Source organism: Allorhodopirellula heiligendammensis (assembly GCF_007860105.1).
Classification (GTDB): Bacteria; Planctomycetota; Planctomycetia; order Pirellulales; family Pirellulaceae; genus Rhodopirellula; species Rhodopirellula heiligendammensis.
Genome location: NZ_SJPU01000002.1, coordinates 2,398,314 through 2,425,285 on the forward strand (window position 1 = coordinate 2,398,314; position 26,972 = coordinate 2,425,285).

Here is a 26,972-nt window from a genome sequence, read left to right on the forward strand (position 1 = left end):
GCATGATCGAAGTCTGGGCCGACATTGGCGGCACGTTTACCGATTGCTTGGTCAACAGGAAGACTGACACCACGAGTGATCAGGTCTCGCTCAAGGTCCTCAGCAGCGGCTTGGTCAGCGCGGATGTTGTCAGCTCGGCGGGTGAGCAGGAAATACTCGTGCGGATGCCGAGTCGGCTGGTGCATGATGGGTTTTGGGTCGGTGCGGATCTGATCGATCTTGGCGGACAGCGGCTCGGTAGGATCACGGCATGCAGACTCCGCCCGCAGATCCAAGTCTCCAGTGAACATCGTGTTGGGCAGGAACGCACTGAGGTGTTGCTGCAGCTGGATCGCCCTCATGGCCTGACCAACGATCATGACAGCAGTTTGACTCTGACGCTCGATGCTGGCCTCGAAGCACCTGTGTTGGCAACGCGGTTACTGTTGCGTGTCTCGCTTGACGCACCACTCCCGCAGTTGCAGGTACGGCTCGGCACGACTCGAGGTACCAATGCCCTGTTGACCCGTAGCGGCGCGGACGTCGCGTTGTTAATCACCGATGGCTTTGGTGACTTGCTGTCGATCGGCACTCAGGACCGCCCCCAGTTATTCGATCTCGACATTGTCAAACCCAAACCATTGCCGCGCCGCGTCATCGAAGTGCCAGGGCGAATGTCGGCCGATGGTGTCGAGCTGATTGCGATCGATGAAGACCTGCTGCGCGAGCGTTTGACGGCGCTTCGAGAATCGAATGACTGCCCCGAGGTACTCGCGATTTGTTTGCTGCATTCCTACCGGAGCGATGCCCATGAACGTATTGCCGAGCGAATCGCGCGTGAGGTCGGTTTCGACCGTGTGGTGCGATCGACCCGCGTGGCGGCACTCCCGAGAATCGTGCCTCGCGCCGAAACCACGACTCTTGACGCCTACCTACAGCCGGTCCTCGAAGACTACGTGGAACGCGTCGCCACGCAATTCGGTGGACCGGAGAGTTGTCATTTACGCTGGATGACCAGCAGCGGAAACCTGGTCGCCTCGGATGGCTTTCATGGTCGCGAGAGCGTCCTATCTGGACCAGCCGGCGGCGTCGTCGCCCTGGCCAATATCGCGAGAAAGTTAAACCTAAACGGCGCTGTTGGGTTGGATATGGGCGGCACGAGCACCGACGTCAGTCGCTTCGACGGTGAGATTGGTCGGCGTCATGAGAGCCAGATCGGCGGTATACGCGTCCTCAGCCCGATGATGGATATTCACACGGTCGCGGCGGGAGGTGGTTCGATTTGCCGCTGCCAAGACGGTCGCTTGTACGTCGGGCCTGAAAGTGCGGGCGCCAACCCGGGGCCCGCCTGCTATGGGCGAGGCGGGCCACTGACGATCACCGACGTCAATGTCGTCCTGGGGCGATTACCCGCAGAGCGTTTTCCGTTTCCGCTCGATCGCGGTGCAGCGGAGCGAGCACTCTCAGCCGTACACCAATCGCTACCCAATTCGATTGCCGCGTCGCCAGCCGAACTGGCAGAAGGTTTTTTGCAAATCGCCGTCACGCAAATGGCCGAGGCGGTGCGGAGCGTCACCATGGCAGCTGGCAACGACGTTCGTGAGATGGCCTTAGTCGGATTCGGCGGTGCCGCTGGCGGGCATCTCTGCCGCGTCGCCGAATCGTTAGGGATGTCGCACATCATCGATCACCCTCAAGCCGGAATTTTATCAGCCGTGGGGATTGGCCAAGCCGCGATCGGCCGCATCCTGACCGCAGCCCAACAGGGCACGATTGCGTTGGGTAAAACGGAACATGAGCCCGCCGCACCCGAACAGTTCACCCGCGTCAGCTCAGTGGAGTGCCAGGCTGAACTGCGCCAAGCCGCCGACAATTTGCGCCACGATTGCCTAGCTCTGTTGTCCGACGAAGAATCCCTGGGTGACCCGAAAAACGTGAATCTCGCCGCAATCCACGACACTGATGATGACCAAGTCAGCGTCAAACTCTGGGCCGACCTGCGATACCGGGGCACACAATCGACCCTCGAACTGGCGCTCGAGCCGACCGAAACTCTCGCCGCTCGTATGGATGCCAAGCATGCAGCAACATTCGGCTACGACCGCATCCAGATGCCGGTTGAAGTCGTCTCTCTACGCTGCGAAACCACGCTCCAAAAGCCGCAGCAGCAAGCCCAACGTGTGCAGCGAGAGCAAGCTCCGCAAGGCCAACGTCGGCTCGCGACACCGCTCTCCAGCAACGGGCTAATGGCCGTGTTGGATCGTGAACAACTCGCCGGAGGCGACTCGATTGCGGGACCGGCAATCGTTGCATCGCCGCACTCGATTTTGGTCGTTGAAGCCGGCTGGATCGCGACCATGGATTTAGCAGGGGCTATCGAATTGCGTAGGACGCGCGTCGCATCGATAGACTCCGCCATCGAAGCTGAAACGAATCATGATGCGGTGGAGATGGAAATCGTCAGTCGCCGTGTCCAGGGAATCGCTGAAGCCATGGGTGAAGTGATCCGTCGCACCAGCGTCAGCGTGAACGTCAAGGAGCGACGCGACTATAGCTGCGCCGTTTTCTTGGGTGACGGTGCGCTCGCAGCGAACGCCGCCCACGTGCCTGTTCATTTAGGAGCGATGGGACATACCGTCCGCAGCATGATCGCCTCGTTCCCGTACATGGAACGGGGGGACTGCTTCATTAGCAATGACCCGTTTGCCGGTGGCTCACACCTCCCCGATGTGACTGTTGTGACGCCCGTGTTTTGTTCTCCAGAGTCCCAGCGACGACCTGCGAATTGGCCATGCGATTACTTTGTTGCCTCTCGGTGTCATCACGCTGAGATTGGTGGGATGCTGCCCGGTTCAATGGCCCCTGAGGCGACATGTCTGGCCGACGAAGGCGTTTTGATCCGTAACATGGCGTTGGCCCGCGGCGGTGTTTCAAACCATGCGCGACTGCGTGATTTACTGCAATCTGGACCATTTCCATCACGCAGCGTTGATGAAAACATGGCCGATATCGCAGCTGCCGAAGCGGCCGGCCGCGAGGGTGCCCGGTTGATGACGACGCTGTCGGACTCTTTGCCACCTGGCCGATTGTCTGAATTGCTCACACGTTTGCTGAGCGTGGCCGGCGAAGCAGCCGCAAAATGGATCGACTCTCTCGGCACCGCCACGCGCTCGTTCTCCGATCAACTCGACGATGGGACACCGATAAAGGTTTCATTGCGACCAACGCGTTGCGCCACTGCGGACGGCACACCTCGTCTGACGATTGACTTCACCGGGACCGGCGATGTCCATCCGCATGGTTTCAATGCGACGCGTTCAATTGTCACCGCTGCGGTGCTCTATGTACTACGGTGCGTGACGCCCAACGAGCTGCCGCTCTGTGATGGCGTGCTCGATCGGATGGACTTAATCATCCCCCCGGGCTTGCTTGACCCGCCGGCCAACCAGGAGCCGAATCTCTGTCCAGCGGTGGTTGCAGGGAACGTGGAAACGTCGAACCGGGTCGTCGACGTCTTGCTGGGCGCACTCGGCGTGGCGGCAGCGTCGCAAGGGACGATGAACAATCTGTTGCTCGGTGACAGCACCTTTGGCTATTACGAAACAATCGGTGGCGGGGCGGGGGCGACCAGAAACGCCAATGGAGCCGACGCCGTCCACACTCATATGACCAACACACGGATCACCGATCCGGAAGTACTTGAGTCACGCCTGCCAGTGCGATTGTGGAAGTTTGGCGTTCGCCATCACAGCGGCGGGACAGGATATCATCGCGGCGGCGATGGGATCGTTCGCGAAATGGAGTTCCTGCGTCCCCTGATGCTTTCACTCATCACGTCTCGCCGGACAACCCAGCCGTATGGTGCGGAAGGCGGAGAGCCTGGGCAACCGGGAATGCAATCACTGTTCCGCGGCGGGCAAGAAACCTCACTGGCGGGCTGCGTCTCCATGCCCGTTCATGCAGGTGATCGTCTGCGAATAGAAACTCCCGGCGGTGGCGGCTTTGGAGTTAGCCGTTGATCCCTGTCCCGTCGAAGCAGATTGCTCGAAGACAGTCACGGCGACGTCCCGGCGTCAGACAACAATGCCTTCGCGGTGGAGAAGTTCTCGCCCAGCCGTCAGGAACATCTCTGGTACAACTGACAAATAGTCTGGAAAACAGCCTCTTCGCACTGCATCCCATCGACAGCATTCACGAGCGATTGGTCTTCATAGTGAGCGAGCAAGGGAGCCGTGCGTTGCTCGTAAAGCTCAAATCGCTCGTGGATAAACTCGGGTGAGTCATCGCTACGCTGCCCGTCCTGAGAACGCTTGATGAGCCTCTGTACCAACTCCGCTGCGTCTACCACCAAGTGAATCACGTAATCGAGCTGTTGCGAGCGAGCTCGCAGCACAGCATCGAAAGCTTGGGCTTGTACGAGCGTCCTCGGAAAACCGTCCAGCAGGTAACCGCTGCGACAATCGTCTTCGCCCAGACGATCGGCCATCATCCTCATGATAAACTCGTCAGGAGCGAAGTGCCCACGGTCGATGCGTAGGTGAATATCATGACCGGCCTCACTATCGAGCGACCGGAGCATCTCACCGGTGCTGATATGCGGAATTCCCAAGTGAGCACTGAGTCGCTCACACTGCGTCCCCTTGCCGGATCCCGGTGCGCCGATGAAGACAATCTTCACAATCGAATCACCCCCGTTGCGATCTCTAGACAACCGGGGATGTACCGCCACCGGCTCCTTCGAGCAGACCGCGATAGTTACGCATCACCAAGTGACTGTCGATTTTCTGCACCAAGTCAAACGCCACGCTCACAGCAATCAGGAGCCCCGTACCACCGTAGAAACCGGCGATAGAGTAGGGCACCCCGAGCGAACCGTAGACGATTGTAGGCACGATCGCGATCAGGCCTAGGAAGGCAGCACCGACATAGGTGATCCGTACCATGACCTTCTCTAGATAATCCGTCGTTCGACGACCGGGGCGATACCCAGGAATGAACGTGCCGCTCTCTTTCAGATTGTCACTCATCTCTTTCGGATTGAACGTGATCGCTGTCCAGAAGTAACAGAAGAAGAAGATGAGTGCCACATACAACAGGTTGAAGAAGTACGAGGTCTGGTCGCTCAACGTGAGGCTGACCGTATTGAGTGCGCGGAACAAGGTTCCCGACGAGTCAAACCGTCCCGCCAGGAAGCTGAAGAACACGCCAGGGATCATTAACAGACTGCTCGCGAAGATAATCGGCATCACACCGGCTTGGTTGATTCGCAGCGGCAGAAACTGGCGTGTACCGCCATACACGCGGCGGCCTCGTGTGAACTTCGCCGATTGCGTCGGAATCTTCCGCTGCCCCAGTGTGATGAAGACAACGCCAAAGACCACCACGACAAACAAAACAACGAGGATGATCAGGGTCTCAATCCCCACGTCGCCCTTGGACAAACCGGTAAGCTGCGGCTTCATGCCCGAAACCAACTCGAAGAGAGCCTTCGGCATCTGAGCAAGAATACCAGCCATGATCAGCAGACTGATCCCGTTACCGATACCGTACTCATCAATCTGCTCGCCCAGCCACATCAAGAACACCGTGCCCGTTGTCATGGTAAGCACCGCCACGACCTGCCAACCAAAATAGAGTTGCTGATCGGCATTCATGAAGTTCGGGTTGATGTTGCTGGTCCCGTCGGCCCCCGCCATCAGCATGAACTTCAGATACATATAGCTCTGCACCACGCAGATCAAAACTGTCAGGTAGCGAGTGTACTCGTTAAGCTTCTTGCGGCCCGCCTCGCCTTCCTTCTTGAGCTCTTCAAGTGGCTTGTAGACACTGCCGAGTAACTGAAAAATGATCGACGCGGAGATGTAGGGCATGATACCCAGGCCGAAAATGGTTGCCTGGCGAAGGTCACTGGCAGCGAACACACTGACCTTCTGCAGGAAGTCGGCGGCACCACCGCCAGCGGCGTCCTCGAGATCTGTGGCGATCATCGGCAACGGGATGTGGAACCCGATGCGGTAAACCGCGAGCAACCCGATCGTCAGCAAGATCTTCTTGCGCAGTTCGGGAATCGAGAAAATGATTCGGAGCTTTTCGAACATCGATCCGTCCGTCGTCGAGCGTTGGAGGGTGAGAGAGGCGTAATACGCCGAGGATTTTAGCGATCGACAGCGATCAACACGAGAGCGATTCGGGTTGGCGTGGTGGATCTTCACAAAGATCTCTACGCAACAGGATCTATGAAAAAATCCTCAACCCAAAATTCAGTAGCAACCGAGGCTAGGTCTGAATGGCTAATCGCGTTCCGCGAGTCGCGACGCGACCCACTGAAAACGAGTGAGGTCGCTTAGGCTTTGGCCTTCTTCAAATCGGCGACACGTTCATCGGGAGTACGCTTAGCTGGGATCTTATCGATCGTTCCGCCAGCAGCAGTGATCTTCTCTTCAGCAGACTTGCTGAAGCGATGCGCACGCACGGTGAGTTTCTTGGTGATCTCACCATCGCCGAGGATCTTTACCTCGTCAAAGGTACCCTTGGCAACGTTCTTTTCTGCCATGGCTTCCAAGGTCACCGTGTCACCATCATTGAAAATTTCATTCAATCGAGCCACGTTCACCGCGAACACGGTAACGGACCATTTGTTATTGAAACCGCGTTTGGGGATACGGCGGAACATCGGCATCGCACCGCCCTGAAAGTTAGGCTTGCGGCTGTAACCGCTGCGGCTCTTATGTCCCTTATGCCCACGTCCGGATGTCTTGCCGGTGCCGCTGCCCGGACCACGGCCGATGCGTTTTCGATTGCGGTGTTTCGTGATTCCGCGATGGATGTCGTTGAGTTGCATAGTAACGGTACTGAGTTGGGAGGACTGAGGGCTGAGACAATCTCTCGCTCAACATCCTTCTGATAAAAATGAGCTTCGAACCGATCCAATCAGCGAGCAAACCCGCCGCTGGTGCCGTCGGCTCACGGCATGAAGCGAACTAGACCTCGATGAGATCTTCGGGGGCCATGCCACGAAGAGCAGCGATTTGTTCGCGTGTCCGCAATTTACTCATCGCATCGAGTGTTGCCTTGACCAACGTCACCGGATTGTTGGTGCCGTAGGACTTGGTGAGAATATCGTGAATACCACAGGCTTCGCAAACGGCCCGCACGGCTTGACCGGCGATGATACCCGTACCAGCACCAGCAGGAATCAACAGGACCTTCGCAGCGCCGAAGTGGCCCCATACTTGGTGAGGGATGCTGCCGTCAACCAATGGCACTTCGATCATGCTGCGTGAGGCTTGCTTGGTCGCCTTCTGCACACTGGGTGGAACTTCGTTGGCTTTGCCATAACCCCAACCCACTTTGCCGTTGGTATCGCCAACGACCACCATGGCGGCAAAACTAAACCGACGACCGCCCTTGACGACAGCCGCACAGCGTTTGATCTTCACGATCCGATCAACCAGACCGCTTTCCAAAGCTGGTTCTTCTTTTTTGCTGCGTCGGCTATTGCTGCGTGAGTTACTCATTGTGGCAAATAATCTGCTGAAAGGTTTGCAGGCGACGGAAGTTCGGCCGGCTGCGGTTTTTGAGTGGGAATGGTGTTGGCGAACTTAGAACTGAAGACCGGCTTCACGGGCGGCTTCGGCAAATGCCTTCACCCGGCCGTGATACTTGTTGTGGCCCCGATCGAGCTGAGCGGATTTGATCCCCGCTTCGGCGGCTCGTTCAGCGACGAGTTTACCAACCAATGCCGCAGCGTCACAGTTGCCACCAGCTTTCACTTGATCGCGAATGCTCTTGTCACGCGTGCTGGCACTGGCAATCGTTTTGCCCTGCTCGTCATCGACGACCTGGCAAGCGAAATGCTTGAGCGAACGGTGAATGCACAGCCGGGGTTGATTGGCGTCACCACGCAACTTGTTACGAACATGACGGCGACGGCGAAGTCGCTTCGACTGAATTTTCTTATTTTTATCCATGACGATGCACCGATGATGATGATTATTTGGTAGCGGACTTGCCGGGCTTGATCTTGACGTATTCGCCTTGATAACGAACGCCCTTGCCCTTGTACGGTTCAGGTTTACGCAGCGAGCGAATGTCGGCAGCAAACTGCCCCACCCGTTGCTTGTCACAGCCTTGCACGACCACGTGTGTCTGATCAGGGCAGGTGACCGTCAAATCCGACGGAATTTTGCGGTGCAACTCGTTGGCGAAGCCGACGCGAAGTTGCAGGGTGTCACCATTGATCGCGGCCAAGTAGCCAACGCCAACAATCTCGAGCTTCTTCTCGTATCCTTGGGTCACGCCGACGACCATGTTCGCCAGAATGGCACGGGTCAATCCATGGAACTCACGGGACGAACGAGTATCGTCACCACGCGTGACGGTCACCTCATTGGCATCGCTATCAACAGTCACCGTCACTTCAGGGCGATGCGTGAACGTCAACTTGCCTTTGGGGCCTTCGACGTTGAGCGTGCGGTCATCGACCGTAACCGTTACGCCGGCGGGGATCGCGATGGGCTTTTTACCAATGCGGCTCATGGCTGATTCGCTTGAACAAAACTGGGGATGTGGGAGGATCACCCCGATCAGACGAGGTGGAAAAAACTAAAACGCAAGAGGCTCAGGAGACTTCACACAGGACTTCGCCGCCGATTTTCTCACGGCGAGCTTCCCGGTCACTGACAACACCCTTGCTGGTGCTGATAATGCGAATTCCAAGACCGCCGAGTACCGGTCGCAACTCTTTGCTGCGGGAGTACATGCGACGTCCAGGCTTGCTCAGACGCTTGATCGTTTGGATCACGCGTTCGCCGTTGGGGCCATACTTCAGCTCCAACCGCAATGTCTTGCAGGGTTCGGTGTCTTCCTCTTTCCAGTCCCAGATGAAGCCTTCACGCTTCAGGACGTCGGCCAATCCGCGTTTGACACGGCTGGCAGGAATATCTACATAAGGCCGTTCTACACGCACCGCGTTACGGATTCGTGTGAGCATATCGGCAATGGGGTCGGTCATCATAGCTGTGGGTTCCCTTGTATTGTTTCCAAACTCACCAACTGGCCTTACGCACGCCGGGAATCAACCCGATGTTCGCATTCAGGCGAAAACAGATCCGGCACAAGCCGAATTTGCGATAGACCGACCGCGGACGACCACAATAGTTGCAGCGGTTTTCTTTCCGTGAGGAAAACTTTGGCGTGCGAGCCGCCTTGGCGATTTTGGATTTGCTTGCCACGAAAGGACCTGCGGTGAACGGAGCGGGCGGCAAAGCCCATTTGGGAAACGTAACGGTGATGTTGGTTAATGTGAACGATTCACAGGCACTGCGTTAAGCAGCGCCGGCTTTTTCTTTGGGCTGTTTGAACGGCATGCCGAACTGCTCGAGCAACGCTCGACCTTCGTCGTTTGTACGGGCCGAGGTGATGATGCTGATGTTCATTCCTTGAGGCCGCACGAATTTGTCTGGGTTCAATTCGGGGAAAACGAGCTGCTCGTTCAACCCCAGCGTGTAATTACCACGTCCATCGAATGCATTGCGATTGATCCCGCGAAAGTCACGCACCCGTGGCAACACCACCGAGATCAAACGATCGAGGAACTCATACATGCGTTGACGACGAAGTGTCACCATGCAGCCAATCGGCATGCCTTCGCGAAGTCGGAACGTCGCAATTGACTTGCGAGCCAACGTCAACACTGGCTTTTGACCGGCGATCTGAGTCATCGACTCAAAGGCCATATCGAGAACTTTCTTGTCAGCAACGGCGGCACCGACACCCATATTCAGCGTGATTTTCTCAAGCCGTGGGATCTGGTGCACATTGGCGAAACTGAATTGCTCTTTCAAGGCTTCCCGAATGGATTCCTCATAACGAGCTTGCAAGCGTGGTTTGGTACTGGACATGGGAGGCGTTCGCGCCGATGTGATTAACGTTGGAAATTAAAATTGGATGTCGCTGCCGGAAGATACGGCAACCTGAAACTTTACTTTGCTGCGCGGCTCGCTTTGGCCGGTGAGACCTGGCCCAAGCTCGTTCCACTCTTCTTGGCGAAACGTTCTTTACTGCCATCCTCGAGATATCGCAGTCCGATCCGACTCGGCTTCCCGGAGGAGGGATCCAGAATCATCACATTGCTGGCGCAGATCGGCATCTCTTTGCTGAGACGTCCACCCTGCGGATTCTTTTGGCTCTGACGAACATGCTTCCAGACCTTGGCGGCACCTTCGACGATCACCTTCTTGGCGTCACGATCGATCTTGATGATTTTGCCCTTGTGCCCTTTATTGGCACCGGAAATCACGATCACTTCGTCATCAATTCGGAAATTCATTTTGTTTGCTTCTAGCAATTAGCGACTAGCTGTGTTTTGGTCTTGGTGGAAACTTCGCCTAGACAACTTCGTTGGCCAAGCTGACGATCTTGGTGAACTTGTGCTCACGAAGCTCCCTTGCGACAGCACCGAAGATTCGGGTACCACGGGGATTGCGGTCCTTATCGACCAACACAACCGCGTTGGAATCGAACCGGATGTAGCTTCCGTCGGCACGGCGAGTCGGCGTCTTGGTTCGCACGATAACCGCACGGACAACCGCTTTCTTCTTCACTTCACTGCCGGGAATCACGCTCTTGACGCTGCAAACGATCACGTCACCGACCGTTGCGAACCGTCGACGACTTCCGCCGAGCACCTTGATGCACATCACTTGACGAGCACCGGTGTTGTCCGCGACGTCGAGTCGAGTTTCTTGTTGGATCATTTAATTTACTTCAACGACAAATAGATGGTTTCCGACGCTTCTCTAAATTACGAAGCGTCGCCTGAGGGAGCTTCGCCCGCATGAGCGGCTTCGATCGTTTCACTTTCTGCAGCATTGATCGCTTCCTTACGAGCAGCACGAAGCGCCACAACGTCGACAGCCGTGCTCTTCTCGAGCACTCGCACGAGACGCCAGCGTTTCAGCTTGCTCAACGGCTCGGACTCGATGATCTCCACGCGATCTCCCACACCCGACTCATTGTCTTCGTCATGGACGTGACACACAGTTCGGCTGCGGAGGTATTTCTTATACTTCGGATGCTTGACCACACGATTGATTTCGACGCGGCGCGTCTTATTCATCTTGTCGCTGGTGACGATTCCGGCTAACACGCGTTTAGGCATGACGTTTCGGACAATTCAATTGGAAGGGGTGTACTGGCGAGGCCGCGGGGGCCTCGGTGGTTATTCGGTGGCGACGCACGCCCGCAACTCAGGCGGACTGCGACGCTGTCGTTCGCTGGGTTTGAATCGTTTTGATCCGAGCGATCAGCCGACGATTCTTGCGGATTTCACTGGGCGTGTTGAGCCGTTCGGACTGCGACTGAAACCGCAGGCGAAACAACGTCTCAGCCGCTTCTTTCACAGTCGCATCGAGCTGCTCATCGCTCATTTCGTGAAGTTCAGTCAATGATGTCATCGTTCAACAAACGAAAAGGGAAATGGTATTGGTCAAATCGGTCCGATCGGCCGTCGCTGCCTAGGCAGTACGACGAGCGACAAAGCGAACCTTCACTGGCATCTTGCTGGCCAACCGTGCAAAGCAAACTTTTGCTTGCTGCTCGGTCACACCACTGAGTTCGTATAAAATGGTACCCGGCTTCACGACGGCGGCCCAAAAGTCTGGCTCCCCTTTGCCCTTACCCATCCGAGTTTCCAGTGGTGTGCTGGTAACTGACTTGTCTGGGAAGATGCGAATGTAGAGCTTGCCTTCGCCGCGAACGTATTGCTGGGCTGCGATCCGGCCGGCCTCGATCGTCGTTGCTTTGATCCATCCGGCATCCAGTGACTGAATTCCGTAATCGCCAAAAACGACCGTATTGCCGCGAGTCGCGTTACCTTTTATACGACCTCTTTGGCTTTTTCGATGCTTGACCCGTTTGGGCATCAACGCCATCGTTGTCGTCTCCGTAAGTACCTTGGTTAATCCACACCTGAATCCCGATGTGCCCCTGTGGCGTCATCGCTTCAGTGACTCCGTAATCAATCTTCGCCTGCAGTGTGCTCAGCGGGATCGATCCGGCGCTTTGTTTCTCACGTCGAGCCATTTCCGCTCCGCCGAGCCGGCCCGCCATCTGGATCTTGATGCCTTTCGCACCCGCATCCATCGTCTGCTCCAAAGAGCGTTTCATCGTCCGGCGGAAACTGGAACGTTTCGCCAGTTGTTGAGCGATATCTTCGGCAACCAACTGAGCTTGCAGCTCTGGCCGACCGACTTCCTCGACTTTCAAATTGATCCGGCGTCCGACCAGGTTCTGCAATTCAGCCTGGAGAATCTCGATCTCCTGACCCTTCTTGCCGATAATCAAACCGGGCCGAGCAACGAACATCATCACGCGAACTTCATCACGCGTCCGTTCGATCTCGATGCGGTCGATGCCTGCCGCTTTGTACTGTGTTTTCTGGGGGTGCTTCGTGATGAAATCACGAATCTTCTTGTCTTCGACCAACAGGGCTGCGTAGTCCTGTTTGGAAGCGTACCAACGGCTACCCCAGCCGCGAGTGACGCCGAGACGAAAAGCGATCGGATTGACTTTTTGACCCATGGTGAACTCTCTAAATTTCGTCGATGTGTGTCAAACCGACATGAATGTGACTGGAACGCTTCTTAATCATGAATGCCATCCCGCGAGCACGCGGGCGGATTCGCTTGAACATCGGCCCGCCATCGACGCGCACGTCGGTGACCACCAATTCCTCGATCCGGAAACCCCGACCACTGTTTTGGTCAGGGTCTTGAGCGTTGCCGACGGCACTCTTGATCACTTTTTCGAGCATGCGAGCACCGCGTTGCGGCTGATACTTAAGAGTATCAAGCGCTTCGTCGGCGAACATCCCCCGAACCATGTTGGCCACCAGACGCACTTTCTGTGCGCTGATGTGGGCATTCTTGTGATGTGCGTTGAACTGAGACATGTTTACGAACTCCTAAGCTTATCGCTTGCCTTTACCGCCGTGGCCCCGGAAAGTCCGGGTCGGTGAAAACTCACCGAGCTTGTGACCGACCATGTCCTCAGTAACCAACACCTTGAGGTGCTGACGACCGTTATGAACCATGAATGTCACGTTGACAAACTCGGGAACAATGGTACAGGCACGTGACCACGTCTTGATCGGTTCACTCGAACCGGTCTCAGCTGCCTTTTGGACCTTGAAAAATAACTTGGGGTCAACGAACGGACCCTTTTTACTGCTTCGACTCATGATTGATTCTCAGACGTTTGCTGGCCGGCCTACTTGTGAAGTTTCAATTGACCGTATCGACGACTCTTGCGACGACGAACGATCGACGAGTTGCTCGGCTTACGCTTCTGACGCGTTGCTCCGCCCTTGGCACTCTTGCCCTGTGGGCTGACCGGATGACGACCGCCCTTGGTTCGACCTTCACCACCACCGTGCGGGTGATCGATCGGGTTCATGGCTGTCCCGCGAACATGAGGACGACGCCCCATCCAACGAGCACGACCAGCCTTACCAATGACAACCTTCATATGGTCGTTGTTACCGACCTGGCCAATCGTGGCACGACAGACACTTGGCACGCGACGAACTTCGCCACTAGGCAACAACAACTGCGCCCAATCAGCTTCACGAGCCTGCAAAGTTGCCTGAGTACCAGCCGAGCGACACATCACCGCACCACGGCCTGCTCGCATTTCAATGCAGCACACCGAAGTACCCAATGGGATGTTCTTCAGCGGCAAACAGTTACCGAGCGTGGGAGCAGCGTCTGGGCCATTCTCAAGCCGATCGCCAGCCTTAATACCCTGCGGGGAAACCACATAAAGCTTTTCACCGTCTGCATACTTCAACAGCGCGATGCGTGCCGAGCGATTGGGGTCGTACTGCACCGACTCGACCATCCCGACCACGCCATCTTTGACGCGGCGAAAGTCGATCACGCGATACATTTGCTTGTGCCCGCCACCTCGGTGACGCGCCGTGATCTTGCCCTGATTATTCCGACCGCCCGTCTTGCGTTTGGGACGCAGCAGCGATCGCTCGGGCTTGTAGCCCTTGGTCAAATCCTTGAAGTCACTGACCGACGCATTACGTCGACCGGCGCTCGTCGGTTTGTAGATTCGAATGCCCATGAAATTTAGCTTCTAGCAGTTAGCGATTAGCGTTTGGCTTGTTGGGTACGGTAAAATGATTTAGTCAGCGTGGGCGGCACTGCGAGCAACTCAAAAGCTGCCCACGTGCCGTCATCCGCTAAAAGAAGTCGATACGGTCGTCGGCGTGCAACTGCACGATCGCCTTCTTCCAATCGCTGGTGCGACCCATCCGATTGCGGAACCGGCGAAACTTGCCCTTCCGGGTTTGGGTCCGCACTGCCGTGACCTTGACATCGAACAGCGACTCAACCGCTGCACGAACATCAATCTTGGTTGCGTCGCGGTGAATCTGAAACGCGTACTGGTTGTTTCGTGAGGCGCGGTGAACGCCTTTTTCAGTAACGAGCGGACGAAGCAGAACCTGATGCGGCTCAAGCTTGACAGTACGCTCAACAGGCTTGGGGGGCTGAATATGTGCCATGATTTTCCTTTCGACAATGATTGATACGCGGAGACGAAGCTCACGAGCACCAACCTAGCCGGCGGCCTCCTCGGTTTGATTATCGCTCGAGCCAGAACCGGCAAACGTGCCGTCTTTGACTTTATCGAGAGCCGCGGTCGTGAACAAAACCTTCTTTGGCGTCAACAGCGAAAGAGCATTCAACTGACGAACTGGCTCAACACAGACACCCTCAATATTGCGACCACTCTTATACACAGCGGAGTCATCTCCGGAGGTTGCGATCAACGTAGTCACACCCTCAAGACCCAAACTACGCAGCACTGCTGCCATCTGACTGGTCTTGGGCGTATCAATACCGAAGCCGTCAATCAGCACCACTTCGCCGTCGTCGATACGCGAGCGAATTGCCATCCGCGTCGCCAACTTGATGGCCTTCTTTGGATGCCGGTAACTGTAATCACGCGGCTTCACCGTGCGAGCCACACCACCGCCACGACGAACATTCGTTCGCTTCGAACCGGCCCGAGCGTTACCCGTACCTTTCTGACGGTACATCTTTTTATTCGTGCCGCTCACCTGACCACGGGTACGAGTGTTGTGCGAGCCCTGACGCTTATTCGCCTGGTACATCACCACAACATCATGCAGCAGCTGCTTGCTGACGCGATCTGCGATCTGCGTCGTATCAATTTCGTACGTGCCGACTTCTTTGCCCGACGCGTCTAGAACTGGAATGGTTGCCATTATTTTCGCCCTCAGACTTTATTGGTTTGACGGATCGAAACGAAACCGCCGTTAGGGCCAGGTACCGCACCGCGAACGAGCAGCAAATTATTTTCTGCGTCAACACTCACCACTTGAAGATTGCGAGTGGTGATCCGTGCGTTTCCGTACTGACCAGGCATCTTCTTGCCCTTAAAGACGCGACTGGGCGAAGCACTCATGCCCGTACCACCAGCGTGACGGTGACACTTCTTCACACCGTGAGTGGCTCGCTGACCGGCGAAATTATGCCGCTTCATAACGCCCGAGAAACCGCGACCCTTACTGGTGCCGGTAACATCAACAGCCTTCACGTCCGCAAACTGCTCAACCGTCAACGCGTCGCCAACAGTGGCGGAATCGACAGGACCACGGAACTCACGAACAAAACGCTGCGGCTCACAATCAGCCTTGGCGGAAACTTCAACGCCAGCTGCAACACGAGCCTTCGACCGCTTGCTCTCGATCGAAGCGACCTGACCACGCTCACTACGAGCAGCCAGGCGACGCGGCTTGTCCTCAAACCCTAGCTGAACCGCTTCATAGCCGTCCCGCTCTTTACTGCGGACCTGCAACACATGGCAGGGCCCGGCCTGCACAACAGTGACCGGGACAGCGGTGCCGTCCTCGAGGAAGACCTGAGTCATCCCCACTTTGCGGCCTAAAATGGATGGTAACATAACAATTCCTGCCCGCCGTTTAAGCGACGAGCTACCTGAAAGTTCGCTAGGAGTTCCGGGACCGCCCGGCGATTCGACTGAGCACACCCGCAAAAACGGGCAGCCTCAAACGGTATCGCCGCAGCTTCCGACCATACGGAAAACCGTGACTACAAAAGTAATGAACTAACCCAACGCCAACGGCTGACGAAGGGACCTGACTCAAACAAGCTCCAGCGGAAAACACACCGCGAGAGAACCGACTCAACACTCGCCCGAAAACAACGGGCAGGCAAAAGAAGCAAAAGTGGCGTGCATAGGAGAGCAAAGCTCATCCAGCTCAAGCGACTCGCAACCTTTGCGGCCAACCAGATCAGCGGGCGGACGCCTTAATCTTAATGTCGACCCCAGCCGGCAGACTGAGTTTATTCAACGCCTCAATGGTCTTGGCCGAAGCCTGGACAATATCAACCAAACGCTTGTGCGTCCGGATCTCAAACTGCTGACGAGCCTTCTTATTCACAAATGGACTCGAGAGCACTGTATAGCGCTCAATCCGGGTCGGCAATGGAATCGGACCGTGAACAATACTTGCAGTCGCCTTGACTGTGTCGACAATATCACGCGCGCTCTGATCCAGAACTGCATGGTCGTATGCTTCCATACGAATGCGGATAATTTCACTGGCACCAGCTGACACGATCGTGACCTATCTTCTTTGACGGCGAACATGGGACCCACTGCAGCAAACCAATTTGCTGCGGGGAGGCGAGAATGTACGGGCGGGAGCGAGAAGCGTCAACGGCTTTTGGGAAATTGATCGAAATTTTATATGCCCGAGGAGGGCATGAGCTGCTCTCGATGAAATCCACATTCACCTAAAGTAAGAAACCCCACCCAAAAACCCAAGTGAACGACAAACTGTCTGCCGTCGCGAACTCGTCTCGCAACGAACGAACATCGAAACAATCTTGCAAGGTAATGCCAAACAACGACGCTCTGAACGCGTGGGGCACCCTCTCGAGTGAAACAATGCAACGCCGAAAACGATGCGACCGTCGCGTTGGCACACTTAACGACCGCTAGGGCAACAAGAAGACTTGCAGTTTGCGGCATCCGTGGGCACCCAGCACGAGGGATTGTTCGATATCGGCGGTTTTGCTGGGACCAGACACGAAAACTCCGAAACCGGGCGCAGGCGTTCCAATCCGCATATACGCTTGGTGCATCTGATCGACCAGCTGCTCGCGTGAGATGACGATCGCAAGATACTGTGCGATAAAAATCATCACTCGATGCGGGAGCGTTGCCCCGTCGATCCAAATCGATCCGTTCTCAGCGACACCGAACTCGCCTCGTACGATGGTCCAGTCCAAGGAAGCGAGAGTGTGCGGATCGTCGGTGCTCGATAAATCTACCGTCGGCGCAACTGCTTCAGGGACCGTCGATGCGATTCGTTGAGCCGACTTGAATTCATCCAAATCACTGAGAATTTGTCTGATTTCCGCGTGCGTTTGCACACGGTGCGACTGCCCACCGACAAGCCCAAGGGTCTGCTCAAAGTGAGCAACCGGATCATCAAATCGAATCAAGCGGCCAGGATCAATTTGGGGTAAATCGGGTGCATCCACCATCCTGCCACGCAATCGATCCAAGATGACCTGACGACTGTGCGATTGCTCAGCGGTGGCGACTGGGTGGGTCATTTCACATCCTCCGGCTTTGTTTGCTTGCGATTTTCCGCATACCATGCCCGGAAACTCTGCCGCGGCGGGGTGGGCAAATCGCGGTCGATCGCCCATTCGTTCAGCCGATTGTGTGTCAACGCTTTAGGGAGCACACGCAGGGCAGTACGTCCGGTGTATCCTGCAAAGCGAAATAGCCTGGGATGCCGAAACAGAATCGACGCAGCTTTCATCCCCACTCGCTTGTTCCACGCTAGCAAGCGTTTGCCCACGAGCACCTTCCGCCAAGCGAGCAGTTGATGGTGCAGCGGAATCTTGACCGGACACACGTCGGTGCAAGATCCACACAGGCTACACGCATACGGCAGACTTTTGTGAACCTTTGGCTCGCGAGCTGGTCCTAGCACACTGCCAATTGGCCCGGGCACGGTCGCGTTGTAACTGTGACCGCCACTGCGGCGATAGACCGGGCAGGTGTTCATGCAGGCGCCACAGCGAATGCAGTTGAGCGAATCGCGAAACGTATCGCTGTCTCGAATTCGAGATCTCCCATTATCGACCAACACGATGTGCAGCTCGCTCTGTGCGTCGCGCGGCCCATGGAAATGCGACGTATAACTGGTGATCGGTTGCCCAGTGGCACTGCGAGCCAACAAGCGCGTAAAGACGCCGAGATCGGCGAATCGCGGCAACAGTTTCTCAATGCCCATGCACGCGATGTGCACCCGCGGCAACGAAACTCCCAAGTCGGCATTGCCCTCATTCGTACAGACGACAATCCCACCGGTGTTGGCGATCGCAAAGTTCACACCCGTGATGCCCACCTCTCCGTCCAGGAATTTGCCCCGCAGGTGACCACGCGCCGCTTCGGTGAGCACCTGCGGATCAGCCTCGCCTTGCCGGGTGCCAAGATGCTGGTGGAAGGTCTCGCCGACCTCCTCTTTTTTGATATGGATCGCCGGCAGCACAATGTGGCTGGGGTGCTCGCCCCGCAACTGTACGATCCGCTCTCCCAAATCCGTGTCAACGACATCAATTCCGTTGTCGATCAAGAACTCGTTGAGACCGCACTCCTCGGTCAGCATTGACTTGCTCTTAATGATCCGCTGAGCGTTGTTTTTCTGCAGTAATTTAAGCACGATCTGATTGTGCTCGGCCGCGTCGGCAGCCCAGTGCACGACGGCACCCATCCGGCTCGCATTGGCCTCAAATTCCTGCAAATAGGTACCTAAGTTCGCGATTGTATGCTGTTTGATCGCAGACGCTTGCTCACGCAGATACTCCCATTCAGGCAGCGATTGAGCCTGCCGGTCTCGCTTAACGCGAACAAACCACAAGGCGTCATCATGCCAATGCGAGCGGGGCACGTTATTAACGAAGTCCCTGGCGGCTCGAGGATGATCGATAATGGGAAGAGAGGGAGACATGGAGACAAGGAGAAGGAGGAAACAGGAAGAAGGCGAGACAAGGAGGCGGCAGCTAGGGGCTGGGGGCTAACTCGCGGCCGGCGAGGGCTTGGGCGATGTGCATGACTCGCAGCGGCATTTTTCGGCGGCTGATGAGCCCCTGCATGTGCATCAGGCAACTCATGTCTCCTGCAATCATAACTTCACTGCCGGCAGCGATGTGGTCTTGGACCCGATCGACTCCCATCGCCACGCTGGTCTCGCGTTCAGTGACCGCGAAGGTGCCGCCAAAACCACAGCACTCGTCGATTCTGGTGAGCGGCATGATTTCCACGTCAGCGAGCGATTCGAGCAGGATCCGTAGGCGATTCTCACGAGGTGTTTGCTGCTCGCTGCACGGCCCCAGACGCAGTTCCCGCAGCCCGTGGCAGCTGGAGTGAATGCTGACCTTGTGCGGGAATCGCCCCTCTATCTCGCGCACGTTCAAGCGATCGACGAGGAACTCGCATAGCTCGAAGGTCGCGTCGCGGACCTGGGTAAATTGCTCGTCATCGGGAGCAAAATAGTCCCCATAATGATTGCGAACCATCGAAACACAGCTGCCTGAGGGACATACCACCGCGTCGTACCCCGCAAACATTTCCACGAATTGCCGGGCCACGGGCGCGGCCTCCGCAGAACAGCCCGTATTGGCCATCGGCTGCCCGCAACAGGTTTGTGAGGGTGGAAAGTGGACGGTGACGCCCTGAGCCTCGAGCAGTTCAAGCGTCGCGATGGCGACATCGGGAAAAAACTGATCGATATAACAGGGAACGAACAGAGCAACGTTCATGTAGCGAGCCGGAATCTCGGTGACCAATGGTGCATTTGTCTTGCCAAGCAGCATGAACGGATCCGCCCCGCGCCGCAAGTCATGCGGCGCCAGAAGCAACGTGGGGCCCCATCCCGAAGGGTTCGCCAAGCTCACCCCTGCAGCGCAGACTCTGCTCACCAACCCAGATGGCTTATCAACAAGATGGGATCCCACGAGATACGCTCCTGCCGTCCCTCGCCGGACGCCGAGCAATCAGCCCAGTGGAAATCCCCAACTCGTGAAAATCGCCCGTCGTCCTCGAGCCTGTTCTGCATCCTTGTAAACATTGGTCTTTTCGAACGCCCTCGGAGTCACGCAATCGAGGCCTCGAAAATGGAAGTGATCGACTCGTTGAGCATATTGTCAAACTGCTGATCGGATTGGTCGGCGTGGAGGCCGTCGGCGAGCGCACGCGAGAAGCTGGCAATGACGCCTTGCTGGCGGCTAAGCCGAAGATTGGCCTCGTCGCGACTGTAGCCGCCCGACAAGGCGACTACCTTGAGCACGTTGTGATGCGCCACCAGCGATTCGTAATGGTTATCGACCTCGGGCAGGGTCAGCTTCAACATCACCACTCGATCCGCAGGTAAACCATCGAGTTTTTCAACGAGCGTCTGCCGCAAAAGACGCTCCGCTTCAAGTTTCTCGGGGCAATGAATGTCGATCTCCGGCTCAATGATCGGCATCAGCGCGGCGTCCATGATCTGTGCAGCGACTTCGAATTGCTGATCCACGATCGCTTTGATTCCGGACGGGCTGGCGTGTCGGATCACTGATCGCATCTTCGTTCCGAAGACAGGCTGCAGTTTCGCATTGGCGAGACTGTTGGCCAGGGTCGGGATCGGCTTCATGAGCTGCACTCCGTCGGCTTCGTCGGCTAGCCCCAGGTCGACTTTCAAGAAGGGCGCGATCCGTTTGACGTTCCAGAGGTAATCTCCGGTGCGTTTTGACTCGATTTTACGATTCAGTGTGTCCTCGAATAGGATCGCGCCGACGATCCGAGTGGAATTGAAGCTGTCAGCAGTGATGATGCGTGTGCGCATCTCATGGACCACCTGGAACATCTCGTCCTCGTTGCTCCATGCGTTTTCGTCGACGCCATACGCGGCCAACGCCTTGGGCGTGCTGCCACCGCTTTGATCCAAGGCGGCGATGAATCCAGGCCGGTTGCGAATGACTTCAAACTGTTCGTCGTAAACACTCATTGATAATCTCACTTTAAGAAAGCGGAAGCGGGTGGATTGCAGCGAGGAGCCGTGCGCCCTGAGTTTACAATCTCTAAGCCTTAGACTCGGCTACTCATTGTAGGAATCTCAATTATCTGTCGCTTGAAGTGCGCAACAGCAAATCAATTTCTCGTAAAACCGCAATCTGTTGAGGACTCCAACGACACTCCCGCTGTTGATCGCGCGGCTCATGCTCGTCGCCGAGGCCTGTCGTGCGGCTGGCGGCGATTTTTTCGCGAATCGCGTCTCGCAGTTCAGCGGCATCGGAAATCCCTTCAATCAAACCTTGATGACCGGTCGACGGGCCTCCTTGCGGTGACGCTCCGCCTCCCGCCGTTTCCACGATCACATCAGCAATTCCAAAGAAACGCTGCAGGGGCCCCTGGCGAGTTTGCACGTTCTGGATGTTTTCAAACGTGATCGTAATCTCGCGAATAAGCCAGATCCCACGCCGTAGTCGCATGCTGCGGTCACTGAACACGTACCACGTCGTATCATAGCGTAGCCGGATCGCGACCCAGCCAATTGCCAGCCATCCGGCCATCAACAGGACCACCGGCAACAGAACAACCAATCCTAGGGCGGGCGACGCGATGGTGACTGCGAGCCAGCCCACAGCTGTGACAAGGCATAAAATCGCCATCAGAATTGCAAATCCAAAGCGAAGGTATCTCAAAAATCCAGGCGCAGGCCGCCGCGATGCGATCGTCTCGTTCGCCTGCTGTGGCAATTCCGGTGGCTGGCGTGGCACTCGAAACCAACTGGCCAGGATCCGCCAGATGCCTTCGTACACGCGTCCGCCATATTCCTCCGGCATGGACATGTTGAGAGCGTTCATTGCCGCTCCTCCATCGTCGCGATACGACGCGTCAGTACATCAATGCTATCACGGATGCCCATGAGCAACTGCAGCACATCCTCCTCACCCGCTGGGACGCTCGAGATCGATGCAGGCGGCAAGGTTGACTCGCTCACATCGTTTTCGTGACGTGTACCCCGCATTTGTGAATACAGGTAGTCGCGCAGCGGCTCGGCCTCCAAGACCCCTTCAATCTTCATTTCGGGCGTAGCCGCTCCCGATGCGGTTTGCACTGTCAAAGTCGCCAACCCCAGCCACCGCTGAATGATGTTGCGGTTGAGGTGAATATCCTGGATCCGTTTATAAGTAAGATACGTTTCTGAACGAAACAGAACTCCCCAAGACAGCGAGATGCCCCGATCGTCAAAGCGGTACCTGAGCGTGTAGTAGCGGCACAACAACGGAATCAGCACGAGTGGGAACAACGGCCCCGACGCGAGCGAACACAAGATGTAGTAGCGGAGCAGCGCCGGATCAGGCCGCTCGATACGAGTGATGTCAAAGGGGTCGGATACCATGATGAGTGTTCCTAGCGGGGGGATGTCGCCCAGGTCATTCGATCACCCCCGCTGAATCTTGGCAACTCAATTGAACTTTTCGTCGATTGTACCCAGACGCCGCCGGCCGTTTGACCAGGCCACCGCTGCGTGCTCGCGGCCGGCGGAGCTGAATCATCATTGCGCGCCCGCGACCGGCGGGGCTGAATCATTGCTCCGTGCTCGCGATGGGCGATGCCATCGGTCGACATTCCGCCCAACAACCCGTTCTCAGATTGACATTGTTGCCGGCGTGGCTACGTGCGTAGACTCTCGCGATGTCGTCACAAAGCCCTTTTTGACGGCTGCCATCGACACTGCCCGGCCACCCCAGGGACTCGGATGTACCGCCTGCTGCTCTGTTTTCGCTACCTTCGCACCCGCTACATAGCGCTTGCCTCCATCATCAGCGTCACGCTCGGTGTCGCGACGTTGATTGTCGTCAACAGCGTGATGTCAGGATTCTCTGCGGAGATGCACGAGCGACTGCACGGCCTCGCTTCGGATATCTTGGTCGAGTGCCACGCCAGCGGCGGGATGCCTGATCCAGACGCTCATCTCGCGGAGATCAAACGCATCGTCGGGGATGACTTGGAAGGCGCCTCGGTGAGCGTGCATGTCCCCAGCATGCTGGGGATCGATTTCAATGGCCAACTGATCACGCGGCACGTTAACCTGGTGGGCATCGATGCCGCCACCTATGACAAAGTCAGCCAGTTCGGCCGCTACTTGATCCACCCTGAAAACCAAAAGCAAGTCGACTTTGATTTGCGGGAAACGGGATTTGCCGAAAATCGCGAGAACTTCCCTGCATCGGGCTGGCACTATCGCCGCGCTCGGGTCGCCTATGAACGTGCCTTGGCCGAAGAGCGCGCCCGGGTCGAAGCGATCAATCGCGAAGCCGAAAAACTCAGTAGTGGCAAGCCAGCCCGTCACCAATCGAAAGATCATGCTAGTGACTCAAATCGAACGGTTCGCCTAGGGGTTCATGAACAATCGCAGGGTCAGGAAGCGGTTGCCGGACTAATTGAAGACGATGAGAACAGCGAAAATACAAATACCTTCGCCTCGGCTGGGCCTTTGTTCGGCGGCCTGCTGCCTCCGGAACTCGGTGGTGGCGTGGGTGCGGCCAAACATGCTGTTTTTGACCCGGCTAAAGAGCAGTACCCTGGCATCATTTTGGGTATTTCGACGTGCAGCAACAAACTTCGCGATGATGCGGGCAATGTCCGTGACCACTACTACTGCCGCCCTGGCGACGACGTGCGGATGATGTTTCCGAGTGCCTCGGAAAATCCCAAAGTGCTCAACGACAAATTCACCGTTGTCGATTTGTATGAATCGGGCATGAGCGAATACGACAGCACGTTCGCATTCGTTCGATTGGACGAACTCCAAGAAATGCGTGGCATGATCGACCCGATCACGGGCGTGAAAAGTGTCACGACGATCCAGCTCAAACTTGTCGAGGGCGCTGACCTCAACGCCGTCCGCGATGCCCTACGAGATCGCTTTCCACCGGACACATTCGCCTACAGCATCCAAACCTGGCGTGACATGCAAGGCCCGTTGTTGGCGGCGGTGCGTTTGGAAACGACCATTCTCAATATCTTGCTGTTCCTGATCATTGCCGTTGCCGGATTCGGCATTCTCGCCACGTTCTTCATGATTGTTGTCGAGAAGACACGTGACATCGGCACCCTCAAGGCCCTCGGTGCCAGCGGTGGTGGTGTGATGAGCATCTTCCTCAGCTATGGATTGCTCTTAGGCATCGTCGGAAGTGGCGTGGGGTTGCTCGGCGGCATTCTATTCGTGGAACACATCAACGAGATCGCGGGTGTGATCGAGAAAATCACAGGCCAAGAAGTCTTTGACCCCACGGTTTATTACTTCACCGAAATTCCCACCATTCTTAACCCGTTCACACTCGCTTGGGTGATGGCCGGAGCAGTGGCGATTGCGACCACCGCCAGCGTGCTGCCAGCGATGCGTGCCGCCCGCATGCACCCCGTTACCGCCCTTCGTTTTGAGTAATCCCATCATGAATCCAATTCTCGAAGCCCGTGGTATCTTCAAGAGCTACTACAAGAATAAGATCGAGTTGCCAGTGCTGCGCGGCGTCGATGTGGCATTCCAGCACGGTGAAGTATCCGCACTGGTGGGTCGCAGCGGCAGCGGCAAAAGCACACTGATGCACTTGCTGGCAACCCTCGACCAACCCGATGCCGGTGAAGTCTGGTTCGGTGGCGAGCGCATCGACAACCTCTCACGCCGGCAACGCGACTCCTACCGCAATCGTCAAATCGGCATCATCTTTCAGTTCTACCACCTGCTGCCAGAATTATCGGCACTGGAAAACGTGCTCACGCCCGCAATGATTTCACGGAGCGTGCTGGGTTACTTCCGGGACCGTAAATCGCTCACGCATCGGGCCGAAGCGATGCTCGACCGAGTCGGACTGCTCGACCGCAAATCCCACAAACCTTCGGAAATGTCGGGCGGCGAAATGCAACGGGTGGCCATTGCTCGCTCGCTGATGAGCGAACCTGAATTGCTGCTGGCCGATGAGCCGACTGGAAACCTCGACACCGAAACCGGTGAATCCATCCTGCAGTTGCTCCGCCAACTCAACAGCGAAGACGGGCTGACGATCGTTATGATCACGCACGACGAATCGATCGCCGAACGCGCCGATCGTTGCTACCGTATGCAGGACGGCCTGCTCGTCGATCGCTTCTCGGTCGAAGCGACAAAGGAAACATTCGCCCCTCGCGCACGCATTGTCGCATAGGTAGTTTGGGACCATCGTCCCGAGCGGCAAATCACAGCACGGACGGGACATTGGTCCCATCCTACGGACACCAAACAACACGTCATGCCCCAGCTCGGTCGTCGACATTTTGATGTGATTGTGGTGGGGGCCGGTCCCGGTGGTTCCCTGACCGCGATGCAGTTGGCTCGCCGCGGACGAAAGGTCGCGATCCTCGATCGCACGCATTTCCCACGATTCGCTGTCGGTGAATCCTCCACGCCGATCGCCAGCCGCACGATCGAGCAGATTTCAATTGATTTCGGTATCGATGAGCTCGCACCACTTACGCGATGGGGTAAATGGCGTGAATCGCTCGCTCCGATGACGGGTGGTCTCAAGCGTGGATTCACCTACTACGACCATCGACCGGGCAGTGGCTCTGACACGCCCGGCAACTGGCCCGCTGAGCCTGCAACCCGTTTACTGGTCGCCGCCAGCGCCAGCGATGCCGATGGTGACTCGCATTGGGTTCGCGCCGAAGTCGATCAATACTTGCTTGAAATATGCCGCTGCCATGGTGTCGACGTGCGGCTGGGAGTGACCTTGGAACAACTCTCACCGCAGTCTCCCTGGCACATCGGCGTTCGTCAGGATAGCGTTGACGGAGTCACCGAAACGCTCACCTGCGACACACTCGTCGATGCATCTGGACGAGCCGGGGCTATCCTGCGCCGACTGGGATATCACGATACGACCGATTCCATGCTGACGAAGACTGCGGCGCGGTTCACCCACATCATGAACACGACTGTATGTGACGACTCAGACCCAGGCACATTGCCATACCAAGCAAACAATGCAGCCGTACACCATCTGCTGCACGATGGTTGGGTGTGGGAACTGCCGATGAGCGACGGTCGCTCGAGCGTGGGACGTGTCTGGCAGGGCCCCGGCACGACGGACAATCCAGTGGCCGCTCTTCCAACGATGACCGACAACTTGGCGGGTAACCTCGATGTGATGAGCTATCCCCATCTTCGGGACTGGCTGCGGTCCGCGAGGTTGGCCGATTCTCCGGGTCATTGGCGGCAGGCACCGCGGATCCAGCATCGATGGGGTGGTGGACGCGAGATGTCGTTGTCTTTTCTGGCACTCCCGACAACCTTCGCCACCATCGATCCGCTACACAGCACGGGATTGGCACACGCAATCACCGGTGCCCAGCGAATCAGTGATCTAATCGTGCGTGAGGCGGTCAGCGATGTCGCTCGCTATGGGCATCAAATCGACAGCGAAATCGAATTGCTCGATCGCGTGATCTCGCTAGCCTACCGAGGGTGGGCTCGCTGCGACTTATTCTTCGACGCCTGCATGCTCTACTTCGCCCTGGCAATTGGCGACGAGGAGGATCGCATTTCAGGAGGCTTCGACCCCGCACGGTCCACGTGGCGTGCCACCGATCCACACGTTCAGAGTGCCCTCACAGGTGCCGAAGCCATTCTCATGGACGCTCTGAGGAGCGATCGCCCCGTCGAACGGACCGCATTCCGGCGTGAGCTAGCAAAGATCTGCAGCGTGCCGCTGGCGTGTCGAGATGACAACTTGTACGCATACACGTTTGGCTGATTTTTCGTCACATGACCACAAACTCAGACCACCGATGAACCGTCGACTCATCGTTTAATCGACTTTGATAATGCA

General features: G+C 56.6%; 32 protein-coding genes. 4 read left to right on the plus strand and 28 right to left on the minus strand.

Translation table 11 applies throughout. From position 1 onward, the window contains the following. Window positions 1–2 precede the first annotated feature (2 nt). Window positions 3–3,998, plus strand: coding sequence for a hydantoinase B/oxoprolinase family protein (locus Poly21_RS19040; protein ID WP_146408423.1), 3,996 nt, complete (start codon window positions 3–5; stop codon window positions 3,996–3,998). Window positions 3,999–4,096: 98 nt separating this feature from the next. On the opposite strand, the gene Poly21_RS19045 is transcribed toward Poly21_RS19040, so the two are convergent. From Poly21_RS19045 to Poly21_RS19180, 28 genes are all read right to left on the minus strand, one after another. Beyond that, window positions 4,097–4,657: an adenylate kinase gene (locus tag Poly21_RS19045; protein WP_146408424.1), complete on the minus strand. Its 561-nt coding sequence runs from the start codon at window positions 4,655–4,657 to the stop codon at window positions 4,097–4,099. Window positions 4,658–4,682: 25 nt separating this feature from the next. Continuing rightward, window positions 4,683–6,077, minus strand: coding sequence for a preprotein translocase subunit SecY (secY, locus tag Poly21_RS19050; protein ID WP_146408842.1), 1,395 nt, complete (start codon window positions 6,075–6,077; stop codon window positions 4,683–4,685). Window positions 6,078–6,322: 245 nt separating this feature from the next. Next, window positions 6,323–6,820 (minus strand): 50S ribosomal protein L15, encoded by a 498-nt coding sequence (gene rplO / locus Poly21_RS19055; protein WP_146408425.1) that lies wholly within the window; start codon window positions 6,818–6,820, stop codon window positions 6,323–6,325. Between the two features lie 139 nt (window positions 6,821–6,959). Then, window positions 6,960–7,496, minus strand: a complete 537-nt coding sequence (gene rpsE, locus Poly21_RS19060; RefSeq protein WP_146408426.1) for a 30S ribosomal protein S5 — start codon at window positions 7,494–7,496, stop codon at window positions 6,960–6,962. An 84-nt stretch (window positions 7,497–7,580) separates the two neighbouring features. Then, a complete protein-coding gene (gene rplR, locus Poly21_RS19065) occupies window positions 7,581–7,949 on the minus strand; it encodes a 50S ribosomal protein L18 (protein WP_146408427.1) in 369 nt (122 codons plus the stop codon). Between the two features lie 22 nt (window positions 7,950–7,971). After that, a complete protein-coding gene (rplF, locus tag Poly21_RS19070) occupies window positions 7,972–8,517 on the minus strand; it encodes a 50S ribosomal protein L6 (RefSeq protein WP_146408428.1) in 546 nt (181 codons plus the stop codon). An 82-nt stretch (window positions 8,518–8,599) separates the two neighbouring features. Further along, the gene (rpsH, locus tag Poly21_RS19075) at window positions 8,600–8,995 is read right to left on the minus strand and encodes a 30S ribosomal protein S8 (protein ID WP_146408429.1); all 396 of its coding nucleotides are present in this window, start codon (window positions 8,993–8,995) and stop codon (window positions 8,600–8,602) included. Window positions 8,996–9,026: 31 nt separating this feature from the next. Next, on the minus strand, window positions 9,027–9,212 hold the full coding sequence (locus Poly21_RS19080; protein WP_146389996.1) for a type Z 30S ribosomal protein S14: 186 nt from the start codon (window positions 9,210–9,212) through the stop codon (window positions 9,027–9,029). A 93-nt stretch (window positions 9,213–9,305) separates the two neighbouring features. Beyond that, window positions 9,306–9,881 carry a 50S ribosomal protein L5 gene (rplE, locus tag Poly21_RS19085; protein WP_146408430.1) on the minus strand — a complete coding sequence of 192 codons (576 nt, stop codon included), beginning with the start codon at window positions 9,879–9,881 and terminating at the stop codon, window positions 9,306–9,308. Window positions 9,882–9,961: 80 nt separating this feature from the next. Next, the gene (gene rplX / locus Poly21_RS19090) at window positions 9,962–10,309 is read right to left on the minus strand and encodes a 50S ribosomal protein L24 (protein WP_146408431.1); all 348 of its coding nucleotides are present in this window, start codon (window positions 10,307–10,309) and stop codon (window positions 9,962–9,964) included. 58 nt (window positions 10,310–10,367) lie between these two features. After that, window positions 10,368–10,736, minus strand: a complete 369-nt coding sequence (gene rplN, locus Poly21_RS19095) for a 50S ribosomal protein L14 (protein ID WP_146408432.1) — start codon at window positions 10,734–10,736, stop codon at window positions 10,368–10,370. Between the two features lie 47 nt (window positions 10,737–10,783). Beyond that, the gene (rpsQ, locus tag Poly21_RS19100) at window positions 10,784–11,140 is read right to left on the minus strand and encodes a 30S ribosomal protein S17 (protein ID WP_146408433.1); all 357 of its coding nucleotides are present in this window, start codon (window positions 11,138–11,140) and stop codon (window positions 10,784–10,786) included. An 88-nt stretch (window positions 11,141–11,228) separates the two neighbouring features. Beyond that, window positions 11,229–11,435, minus strand: a complete 207-nt coding sequence (gene rpmC, locus Poly21_RS19105; protein WP_146408434.1) for a 50S ribosomal protein L29 — start codon at window positions 11,433–11,435, stop codon at window positions 11,229–11,231. A gap of 60 nt (window positions 11,436–11,495) precedes the next feature. Then, window positions 11,496–11,912 (minus strand): 50S ribosomal protein L16, encoded by a 417-nt coding sequence (gene rplP, locus Poly21_RS19110; RefSeq protein ID WP_146408435.1) that lies wholly within the window; start codon window positions 11,910–11,912, stop codon window positions 11,496–11,498. Further along, on the minus strand, window positions 11,851–12,561 hold the full coding sequence (rpsC, locus tag Poly21_RS19115) for a 30S ribosomal protein S3 (RefSeq protein ID WP_146408436.1): 711 nt from the start codon (window positions 12,559–12,561) through the stop codon (window positions 11,851–11,853). The genes rplP and rpsC overlap by 62 nt, the downstream gene beginning before the upstream one ends. A 10-nt stretch (window positions 12,562–12,571) precedes the next feature. Then, window positions 12,572–12,931: a 50S ribosomal protein L22 gene (rplV, locus tag Poly21_RS19120; protein WP_146408437.1), complete on the minus strand. Its 360-nt coding sequence runs from the start codon at window positions 12,929–12,931 to the stop codon at window positions 12,572–12,574. A gap of 18 nt (window positions 12,932–12,949) precedes the next feature. Then, window positions 12,950–13,219: a 30S ribosomal protein S19 gene (gene rpsS / locus Poly21_RS19125; RefSeq protein ID WP_146389987.1), complete on the minus strand. Its 270-nt coding sequence runs from the start codon at window positions 13,217–13,219 to the stop codon at window positions 12,950–12,952. A gap of 29 nt (window positions 13,220–13,248) precedes the next feature. After that, the gene (rplB, locus tag Poly21_RS19130; RefSeq protein ID WP_146408438.1) at window positions 13,249–14,109 is read right to left on the minus strand and encodes a 50S ribosomal protein L2; all 861 of its coding nucleotides are present in this window, start codon (window positions 14,107–14,109) and stop codon (window positions 13,249–13,251) included. Between the two features lie 118 nt (window positions 14,110–14,227). After that, entirely contained in the window at window positions 14,228–14,551 is a 324-nt protein-coding gene (gene rplW, locus Poly21_RS19135) for a 50S ribosomal protein L23 (protein WP_146408439.1), read from the minus strand. 54 nt (window positions 14,552–14,605) lie between these two features. Then, window positions 14,606–15,277 (minus strand): 50S ribosomal protein L4, encoded by a 672-nt coding sequence (gene rplD, locus Poly21_RS19140; RefSeq protein WP_146408440.1) that lies wholly within the window; start codon window positions 15,275–15,277, stop codon window positions 14,606–14,608. A gap of 11 nt (window positions 15,278–15,288) precedes the next feature. After that, window positions 15,289–15,942: a 50S ribosomal protein L3 gene (gene rplC, locus Poly21_RS19145; RefSeq protein ID WP_302119803.1), complete on the minus strand. Its 654-nt coding sequence runs from the start codon at window positions 15,940–15,942 to the stop codon at window positions 15,289–15,291. A gap of 385 nt (window positions 15,943–16,327) precedes the next feature. Then, window positions 16,328–16,654 (minus strand): 30S ribosomal protein S10, encoded by a 327-nt coding sequence (gene rpsJ, locus Poly21_RS19150; protein ID WP_146389982.1) that lies wholly within the window; start codon window positions 16,652–16,654, stop codon window positions 16,328–16,330. 382 nt (window positions 16,655–17,036) lie between these two features. Beyond that, a complete protein-coding gene (locus tag Poly21_RS19155) occupies window positions 17,037–17,660 on the minus strand; it encodes a LutC/YkgG family protein (protein WP_302119614.1) in 624 nt (207 codons plus the stop codon). Then, window positions 17,657–19,066, minus strand: a complete 1,410-nt coding sequence (locus Poly21_RS19160; RefSeq protein WP_146408443.1) for a lactate utilization protein B — start codon at window positions 19,064–19,066, stop codon at window positions 17,657–17,659. Before Poly21_RS19160 ends, Poly21_RS19155 begins: the two co-directional genes overlap by 4 nt. A 52-nt stretch (window positions 19,067–19,118) precedes the next feature. Beyond that, entirely contained in the window at window positions 19,119–19,877 is a 759-nt protein-coding gene (locus Poly21_RS19165) for a (Fe-S)-binding protein (protein ID WP_146408843.1), read from the minus strand. 332 nt (window positions 19,878–20,209) lie between these two features. Then, on the minus strand, window positions 20,210–21,103 hold the full coding sequence (locus Poly21_RS19170; protein WP_146408444.1) for a fructose bisphosphate aldolase: 894 nt from the start codon (window positions 21,101–21,103) through the stop codon (window positions 20,210–20,212). A 112-nt stretch (window positions 21,104–21,215) separates the two neighbouring features. After that, complete coding sequence (locus Poly21_RS19175) at window positions 21,216–21,962, minus strand: PH domain-containing protein (protein ID WP_146408445.1); 747 nt, start codon at window positions 21,960–21,962, stop codon at window positions 21,216–21,218. Next, window positions 21,959–22,501 carry a PH domain-containing protein gene (locus Poly21_RS19180; RefSeq protein WP_146408446.1) on the minus strand — a complete coding sequence of 181 codons (543 nt, stop codon included), beginning with the start codon at window positions 22,499–22,501 and terminating at the stop codon, window positions 21,959–21,961. The genes Poly21_RS19175 and Poly21_RS19180 overlap by 4 nt, the downstream gene beginning before the upstream one ends. Before the next feature lie 360 nt (window positions 22,502–22,861). Here Poly21_RS19180 and Poly21_RS19185 point away from each other — a divergent pair, with 360 nt between their 5' ends. From Poly21_RS19185 to Poly21_RS19195, 3 genes are all read left to right on the plus strand, one after another. Continuing rightward, entirely contained in the window at window positions 22,862–24,553 is a 1,692-nt protein-coding gene (locus tag Poly21_RS19185; RefSeq protein ID WP_146408447.1) for an ABC transporter permease, read from the plus strand. A gap of 7 nt (window positions 24,554–24,560) precedes the next feature. Then, window positions 24,561–25,310, plus strand: a complete 750-nt coding sequence (locus tag Poly21_RS19190) for an ABC transporter ATP-binding protein (RefSeq protein ID WP_146408448.1) — start codon at window positions 24,561–24,563, stop codon at window positions 25,308–25,310. 84 nt (window positions 25,311–25,394) lie between these two features. Further along, the gene (locus Poly21_RS19195) at window positions 25,395–26,897 is read left to right on the plus strand and encodes an NAD(P)/FAD-dependent oxidoreductase (RefSeq protein ID WP_146408449.1); all 1,503 of its coding nucleotides are present in this window, start codon (window positions 25,395–25,397) and stop codon (window positions 26,895–26,897) included. Window positions 26,898–26,972 lie beyond the last annotated feature (75 nt).

Coding starts and splice junctions, on each gene's coding strand:
- Poly21_RS19040 (WP_146408423.1), top strand. CDS start 3: ATGATCGAAGTCTGGGCCGACATTGGCGGCACGTTTACCGATTGCTTG.
- secY (WP_146408842.1), bottom strand. CDS start 6,077: ATGTTCGAAAAGCTCCGAATCATTTTCTCGATTCCCGAACTGCGCAAG.
- rplO (WP_146408425.1), bottom strand. CDS start 6,820: ATGCAACTCAACGACATCCATCGCGGAATCACGAAACACCGCAATCGA.
- rpsE (WP_146408426.1), bottom strand. CDS start 7,496: ATGAGTAACTCACGCAGCAATAGCCGACGCAGCAAAAAAGAAGAACCA.
- rplR (WP_146408427.1), bottom strand. CDS start 7,949: ATGGATAAAAATAAGAAAATTCAGTCGAAGCGACTTCGCCGTCGCCGT.
- rplF (WP_146408428.1), bottom strand. CDS start 8,517: ATGAGCCGCATTGGTAAAAAGCCCATCGCGATCCCCGCCGGCGTAACG.
- rpsH (WP_146408429.1), bottom strand. CDS start 8,995: ATGATGACCGACCCCATTGCCGATATGCTCACACGAATCCGTAACGCG.
- rplE (WP_146408430.1), bottom strand. CDS start 9,881: ATGTCCAGTACCAAACCACGCTTGCAAGCTCGTTATGAGGAATCCATT.
- rplX (WP_146408431.1), bottom strand. CDS start 10,309: ATGAATTTCCGAATTGATGACGAAGTGATCGTGATTTCCGGTGCCAAT.
- rplN (WP_146408432.1), bottom strand. CDS start 10,736: ATGATCCAACAAGAAACTCGACTCGACGTCGCGGACAACACCGGTGCT.
- rpsQ (WP_146408433.1), bottom strand. CDS start 11,140: ATGCCTAAACGCGTGTTAGCCGGAATCGTCACCAGCGACAAGATGAAT.
- rpmC (WP_146408434.1), bottom strand. CDS start 11,435: ATGACATCATTGACTGAACTTCACGAAATGAGCGATGAGCAGCTCGAT.
- rplP (WP_146408435.1), bottom strand. CDS start 11,912: ATGGCGTTGATGCCCAAACGGGTCAAGCATCGAAAAAGCCAAAGAGGT.
- rpsC (WP_146408436.1), bottom strand. CDS start 12,561: ATGGGTCAAAAAGTCAATCCGATCGCTTTTCGTCTCGGCGTCACTCGC.
- rplV (WP_146408437.1), bottom strand. CDS start 12,931: ATGTCTCAGTTCAACGCACATCACAAGAATGCCCACATCAGCGCACAG.
- rpsS (WP_146389987.1), bottom strand. CDS start 13,219: ATGAGTCGAAGCAGTAAAAAGGGTCCGTTCGTTGACCCCAAGTTATTT.
- rplB (WP_146408438.1), bottom strand. CDS start 14,109: ATGGGCATTCGAATCTACAAACCGACGAGCGCCGGTCGACGTAATGCG.
- rplW (WP_146408439.1), bottom strand. CDS start 14,551: ATGGCACATATTCAGCCCCCCAAGCCTGTTGAGCGTACTGTCAAGCTT.
- rplD (WP_146408440.1), bottom strand. CDS start 15,277: ATGGCAACCATTCCAGTTCTAGACGCGTCGGGCAAAGAAGTCGGCACG.
- rplC (WP_302119803.1), bottom strand. CDS start 15,942: ATGACTCAGGTCTTCCTCGAGGACGGCACCGCTGTCCCGGTCACTGTT.
- Poly21_RS19155 (WP_302119614.1), bottom strand. CDS start 17,660: ATGACCCACCCAGTCGCCACCGCTGAGCAATCGCACAGTCGTCAGGTC.
- Poly21_RS19160 (WP_146408443.1), bottom strand. CDS start 19,066: ATGTCTCCCTCTCTTCCCATTATCGATCATCCTCGAGCCGCCAGGGAC.
- Poly21_RS19165 (WP_146408843.1), bottom strand. CDS start 19,877: ATGAACGTTGCTCTGTTCGTTCCCTGTTATATCGATCAGTTTTTTCCC.
- Poly21_RS19170 (WP_146408444.1), bottom strand. CDS start 21,103: ATGAGTGTTTACGACGAACAGTTTGAAGTCATTCGCAACCGGCCTGGA.
- Poly21_RS19175 (WP_146408445.1), bottom strand. CDS start 21,962: ATGAACGCTCTCAACATGTCCATGCCGGAGGAATATGGCGGACGCGTG.
- Poly21_RS19180 (WP_146408446.1), bottom strand. CDS start 22,501: ATGGTATCCGACCCCTTTGACATCACTCGTATCGAGCGGCCTGATCCG.
- Poly21_RS19185 (WP_146408447.1), top strand. CDS start 22,862: ATGTACCGCCTGCTGCTCTGTTTTCGCTACCTTCGCACCCGCTACATA.
- Poly21_RS19190 (WP_146408448.1), top strand. CDS start 24,561: ATGAATCCAATTCTCGAAGCCCGTGGTATCTTCAAGAGCTACTACAAG.
- Poly21_RS19195 (WP_146408449.1), top strand. CDS start 25,395: ATGCCCCAGCTCGGTCGTCGACATTTTGATGTGATTGTGGTGGGGGCC.